Source organism: Candidatus Magnetobacterium casense (genome assembly GCF_019173545.1).
Lineage (GTDB): Bacteria > Nitrospirota > Thermodesulfovibrionia > Thermodesulfovibrionales > Magnetobacteriaceae > Magnetobacterium > Magnetobacterium cryptolimnobacter.
The window spans coordinates 1-6,102 of the sequence record NZ_JABXWD010000213.1 but is presented as its reverse complement, the minus strand read 5'-3'; the positions used below and the strand labels follow the sequence as shown (position 1 = coordinate 6,102).

The 6,102-nt window shown below is 50.5% G+C and carries 5 protein-coding genes; all 5 read left to right on the top strand.

Translation table 11 applies throughout. The features are described from left to right. The coding region (locus tag HWQ67_RS11520) for a PAS domain-containing sensor histidine kinase (protein ID WP_218252836.1) at nucleotides 1-988 on the top strand (988 nt) is incomplete at its 5' end. Beyond that, a complete protein-coding gene (locus HWQ67_RS11515; protein ID WP_218252835.1) occupies nucleotides 966-1,859 on the top strand; it encodes a response regulator in 894 nt (297 codons plus the stop codon). The genes HWQ67_RS11520 and HWQ67_RS11515, both read left to right, overlap by 23 nt. Nucleotides 1,860-2,045: 186 nt before the next feature. Continuing rightward, nucleotides 2,046-3,335, top strand: coding sequence for a serine--tRNA ligase (serS, locus tag HWQ67_RS11510; protein WP_218252834.1), 1,290 nt, complete (start codon nucleotides 2,046-2,048; stop codon nucleotides 3,333-3,335). 165 nt (nucleotides 3,336-3,500) lie between these two features. Continuing rightward, nucleotides 3,501-4,463, top strand: a complete 963-nt coding sequence (hemC, locus tag HWQ67_RS11505) for a hydroxymethylbilane synthase (RefSeq protein WP_425340721.1) — start codon at nucleotides 3,501-3,503, stop codon at nucleotides 4,461-4,463. Continuing rightward, nucleotides 4,450-6,021, top strand: a complete 1,572-nt coding sequence (cobA, locus tag HWQ67_RS11500) for a uroporphyrinogen-III C-methyltransferase (RefSeq protein WP_218252833.1) — start codon at nucleotides 4,450-4,452, stop codon at nucleotides 6,019-6,021. Before hemC ends, cobA begins: the two co-directional genes overlap by 14 nt. Nucleotides 6,022-6,102 lie beyond the last annotated feature (81 nt).

Genomic DNA, 6,102 nt, shown 5'->3' with positions numbered 1-6,102 from the left:
CGTGTTGATGTGGAATAACAACCTGGAAGAAGTGACAAAATACCAGCCCAATGATATAAACGCTATGAGTGCGTTTGATTTGATCATTGAGGAGGACAGGGATCGTGTAAGACACATAACACAGAGAGTGATTGATAATGTTATTGATAATACTACATTGGACGATAAACCATGGCTCTATACATATGAAGCATGTCTTTATACAGGGGATAACAGACGTATTCCCTATTATTTCGTCTGTTCATTAGTCGTTATAGATGCAAAACCCTGTGCGGTAGTAATTGGTATAGATATGACTAAACAAAAGGAAACAGAGACCCAAATCCTGGCGACCCTCCGGGATAAGGAGATGCTTCTGAAAGAGGTGCATCATAGGGTTAAAAACAACTTGCAGGTAGTATGCAGCCTGCTCTACCTGCAATCTGTCAATGTTGACGATCCCGGTTTACGACAAGCCCTTATTGAAAGTCGTAATCGCGTAATGTCTATGGCACTGATACATGAAAGGCTGTATAAATCGAAGGACATATCAACTATAGACTTTGGTCAGTACATAAAGGAACTTGCTACGGATATATTTTATTCCTTCGGCATAGAAGACGACAAGATAAGGCATGTGATCAACAGCCACAATATCTGCCTGAGTATTGACACTGCCATCCCATGTGGTTTAATCATAAACGAACTAGTAACGAATGCCTTAAAGCATGGCTTTACCGACAACGTCTCTGGAGAAATCCGCATAGATATATCCGCCAAAGGCAACAACACCCTCATGCTTGTGGTAAGCGATAATGGAGTGGGTATCCCACAGGATATAGATAACAATACGGTATCATTAGGTCTCAGACTTGTACGCACACTTACAGAGCAGCTTGATGGCACTTTAGAGATTAACAGAGACAATGGGACTGAATTTAGGGTGACGTTCAGAGAGCAAAAAAGAAATGGAGAGAATTCAGCGTATGACGGAAGACAAAAGGTTTAACCCTGATAAGTTGGTTCGTTTATTTAAAGAGCTGTATAGCCTGACTGACGGCATAGGCACGGAAAAGAAGGTGGGCGTTAAGTGCTGGGAATTCTTAAACTGTCCTGCGGAGATCATGCGTCTTTGTGAGGCCGTGATACAGAATGCAGAGAGGCGATGCTGGCTTGTAGTGGGGACTCTTAGCGGCCAGAAGGAGGTAGCCCCGTGTGTTAAGGCCTTTGGAACTTGTAAGCAATGTGAATTTTATAAGGCCGTTAAAGGTCTCTCTGACGAAAAAGCAGACAAGGTCAGGATCATGGTTGTAGAGGATGAAGGCATTGTTGCATTAGAGATACAGACCAGACTTCAAAGGCTTGGGTACGCTGTCTGTGCAGTGGTATCAACGGGTGAGATGGCCATTAAAGAGGCTAAGGATAAGCATCCCGATTTAGTGCTGATGGATATAAGGCTAAAAGGAGACATGGATGGCATAGAGGCCGCTCAGGCCATACAGAAGGAGGGCAGGGTCCCCGTGATATATCTTACGGCGAACTCCGATGATAACACCCTGTTACGAGCCAAGTTGACGGAACCTTTCGGGTTCATTCTAAAGCCGTTTCACGAGCGTGACCTGCGTTCAGGCATTGAAATGGCTCTGTATAAGCATAAGGTGAGTGTATCGACATCGAGGCAGATGAAAAGCGATGCGATAACCAAAAATAAAGCCGCAGAGGAACTGAACAAAGAAAATGTCAGACTTGTTAATGAAATTCTTGAAACTACCAGGCAAGCCCTCTCTGAAACCTCCACTGAACTACAAAAAGAGTATCTTAAAAAGATCAACCGATATGCCGAAATGCTTAACGCTCAACTTAGAAAAAGAACCTCCTGAATGACGATTAACAACCCTTGCCCCCGTAAAAATGCCGTGTGTTTTGTATTTAATCCAATCGAAATCTGCTATAAGTCTGCAAACATGCACCGTATATTTTTCGTGAAAAAATTTCTTGCAACATCTCTCCTTTTTTTCCAGCCTGTTATGTTATAGTAGTGCAATGATAAACAGGAGTGACAAGAGATGCTTGACATACGGTTTATAACGGACAGGCCTGATGCAGTGATACAGGCGCTCAAGAACAGGAACTCTGATATCTCTGTCGAAGGCATAGCGGCTCTTGCCCTGCAACAGCGGCAGGTTCAGCAGGAGCTTGACGGCCTCAGAAACAGGCGCAATGTTGTTTCGCAAGATATCGGGCGACTCAAGAAACAAAAGACCAACACCTCCGCTATGGAAGAGGCCATGAAACAGGTCTCTGACGATATCAGACGCCTTGAGGAGAGTCTGCGCGCCACAGAGGAGAAGGTCATGGCGGCCTTGCTCCTGGTCCCCAACATACCGCACGAAAGTGTCCCCATTGGCGCAGATGAGACTGCAAACGTCGAGGTATTGACGTGGGGGCAGCCCGGGGCGTTTGACTTTGAACCGCTCAACCACTGGGATATCGCAAAGACCCTCAACATTATCGACTTTGAGCGTGCCACCAAGATAGCCGGTGCGAGGTTTTCGATCATGCGTGGGGCCGGGGCGGCGCTTGAGCGGGCATTGATGAACTTTATGCTTGAGCACAACGTCCGGCGTGGCTATACGGAGGTCTTTCCGCCCATTCTGATCAACCGCGCAAGCATGATCGGTACTGGGCAGTTGCCTAAGTTTGAAGAGGAGTTGTTCAGGGTGGTCGATCCCGAGTTTTATCTGGCGCCAACGGCCGAAGTCCCGGTTACCAACATGCACAGGGATGAAATCCTGGCCGATGAGGACCTGCCCCTGCGTTACACGGCATATACGCCGTGCTTCAGGCGTGAGGCCGGCTCCTATGGCAAGGACACCAGGGGGCTTATCAGGCAGCATCAGTTTAACAAGGTCGAGCTTGTCAAGTTTGTCAGACCCGAGGACTCGTATCAGGAACTGGAAGGTCTCACCGACGATGCACGCGACATCCTGGTGCAGCTTGCCCTGCCCCACAGGGTGATAGTGCTGTCAACGGGCGACATGGGCTTTTCGGCGTCAAAGACCTACGACATAGAGGTCTGGCTGCCCGGGCAGAACCGCTACAGGGAGATATCCTCCTGCTCGAACTTCGAGGATTTCCAAGCCAGACGTGCCAACATCCGTTTTAAAAAGGCCGACAAAAAGGGCACGCAGTTTGTCCACACCCTAAACGGCTCGGCCCTGGCCATCGGACGTACCGTGGCCGCCATCCTGGAAAATTATCAGCAAAAAGACGGCTCCGTCGTTGTCCCCGAGGTACTGAGACCTTACATGGGGGCGGAGTGTATATATGATCATAGAGTATATAATAAGGAATAAGCTAGACCTCTGGGAATATAAATCATAATTAATGCAGTTGAAAGTGTATAATCATTGAACAAGTATAATGGGGTCAAGGGGACTGGTCCCCTTGCGGGGGAGGTCTGAGGAGGGGGCGGAGCCGCCCTCCTTTTTTCCCTTCTCCTACATAAAAGGTGAATTAAGATAGAAGTCAACAGGATAGTGATAGGTACCAGGGGCAGTAAGCTAGCCCTCTGGCAGGCCAACTGGGTCAGGGATCAGCTCCTGGGGCTTTATCCTCATATCGAGGTAGAGCTTAAGGTGATAAAGACCACGGGGGATAAGATACTCGACGTGCCATTGTCCAAGGTTGGGGGCAAGGGGCTGTTCGTCAAGGAGATAGAGGAATCCCTGCTCAGTGGCGAGTCCGACATTGCCGTCCATAGCATCAAGGACGTTCCCACGGAGTTCCCGGATGGCCTGCACCTGAGCGTCATATGCCACCGTGAGGACCCCACCGATGCCCTGGTTTTGTCGCCCAATGTAATGGCCTCCAAGCGAGCCGACAAAGCAGGCCTTGATGCCCTCGCCGAAGGGGCAGTCGTTGGCACGAGTAGCCTTAGACGCTCGTGTCAGTTGTTGAGCATACGACCCGACCTGAAGATTGAGCAATTGCGAGGCAATCTCGATACAAGGTTGCGAAGATTAAGCGAGGGCTTTTTTGATGCCATCGTCCTGGCCTCTGCCGGCTTAAAGAGGCTCAACGTTGAAGATGCCGCCATACATGCCCTGCCTGTCTCTGTGAGCTTGCCGGCAATTGGACAGGGTGCCGTGGGGATTGAGTGCAGGGTGGCCGATGAGGCGATAAACGCCCTTCTTGTGCCGCTGAACCATAGCGTGACCTCCATCTGCGTGAGGGCAGAACGGGCATTTTTAAAGAAACTCTCAGGTGGCTGTCAGGTACCAATTGCCGCACACGCCTGTTTTACCGCCTCGGGTACGGTCAAACTCGACGGCCTGGTAGGCTCCGTTGATGGTGTTGTTATCATCCGGGGACATGCCGAGGGCACCGTTGGTACCGAAGAGGTTATCGGGACGTCCTTGGCCGACGACATGCTCAGGGCCGGGGCAAAAGAGATACTCGACGAGGTCTATGGCAACGGGTAAGGTCTACATAGTGGGAGCAGGTCCCGGCGACATTGGACTGTTTACCTTGAAAGGCCTGAGTTGCATCAAAAAGGCAGACACTATCGTCTACGACTTCCACATCAACGCACAGATATTGACCTACGCCGGTGAGGAAACGGAGCTGATCTATGCCGGTAAACGGGGTGGACATCACGAGTTGACACAGGATGAGATAAATCGGGTGCTCGTTGCCAGGGCGCTGGAGGGTAAGACCGTGTGCAGATTAAAGGGGGGTGACCCCTTTGTCTTTGGACGTGGCGGGGAGGAGGCCGAGGTGCTCGTTGAACATGGCATCGAGTTTGAGGTCATACCGGGTGTTTCTTCGGCTGTTGCTGCTGCCGCCTATGCGGGCATACCGCTTACACACAGGGGGTATTCGTCCTCCTTTACCGTGGTGACGGGCAACGAGGATGCCGCAAAGACCGATAGCACGCTTAATTGGGCAGCCCTTGCCACGGGACCTGACACGCTGGTGTTTTTGATGGCAGTCAGAAATGTCCGTGGCATCGTTGAGCACTTGATTGAACACGGTAAAGACCCACAAACCCCCGCTGCCGTAATACGATGGGGCACACGACCCGATCAGGTCACTGTGACAGGGACGTTGGGGCAATTGCCGCAGTTGGTCAAGGCCAAGGGGATCAAACCACCCTCCGTCATCGTGATCGGACAGACGGTGGGGTTGAGAGACAAACTAAACTGGTATGAGACAAGACCGTTGTTTGGGCAGCGTGTGTTAATCACCAGGCCATATACGCAAGACTATGAGCCCCTTGAGTTAATGGGGGCCGAAATATACGAGTTCCCGACGATTAAGACGATTCCCCCGGAGAGCTACGACGACCTCGACCGATGCATTGACGTGGTAGAGGGCTATCACTGGCTGATTATCACTAGCGCCAATGCCTTTAAGTTCTTCCTGCAGAGGCTGCTGCACTGTGGCAAGGACATCAGGGACCTCAGGGGCCTAAAGATATGTGCCATAGGGGAAAAGACCGCACAGTCTATCAGGGAGTATGGTTGCAGGGTAGATGCCGTCCCCGATGAGTTCAACGCCGAGGGGCTTATAAAGATGTTCACTGAGGCGAGGGCTGATAACATAGACATTGCCAGTCTGCGGTTGTTGCTGCCGCGTGCCCAACAGGCCAGGGAGGTATTTCCCGATATGGTCAGGCAACTGGGCGGGTACATAGATACACCCACTGCCTACAGGGCTGTCAAACACGAGGGACACATCAAGCGCCTCGTTCGATTCCTCAGAGAGGGCAAGCTCACCGTGGCAACATTCACCAGTGCGGCAACGTTTAACTACTTGATAGAGGCTCTGGATGAGGAACACCTCAGACAGTTTAAAGATATCACCATTGCAGCCATTGGCCCTGTCACGGAGAAGGCTATAACAAAGGCCGGATTTACCGTGCAGATCATGCCAAAAAAGGCCACGGTACAGGCCATGGTCGAAGCCATCGTGAGTCACTTTGTAACCCATTCGATTGCATACGATACAAAAAAAGAAAGGGGCGGCTCCGCCCCATAGGTGTTAAGTTAAGCATGATACCTCCAGTACCTCCAAGTCTTTTAGTGTTAATTTCTTAGGTTTAGGCGTATTTGACGGTTC

Excerpts from the sequence above, each read along its gene's own strand:
- HWQ67_RS11515 (WP_218252835.1), top strand. The coding sequence starts at position 966 with ATGACGGAAGACAAAAGGTTTAACCCTGATAAGTTGGTTCGTTTATTT.
- serS (WP_218252834.1), top strand. The coding sequence starts at position 2,046 with ATGCTTGACATACGGTTTATAACGGACAGGCCTGATGCAGTGATACAG.
- cobA (WP_218252833.1), top strand. The coding sequence starts at position 4,450 with ATGGCAACGGGTAAGGTCTACATAGTGGGAGCAGGTCCCGGCGACATT.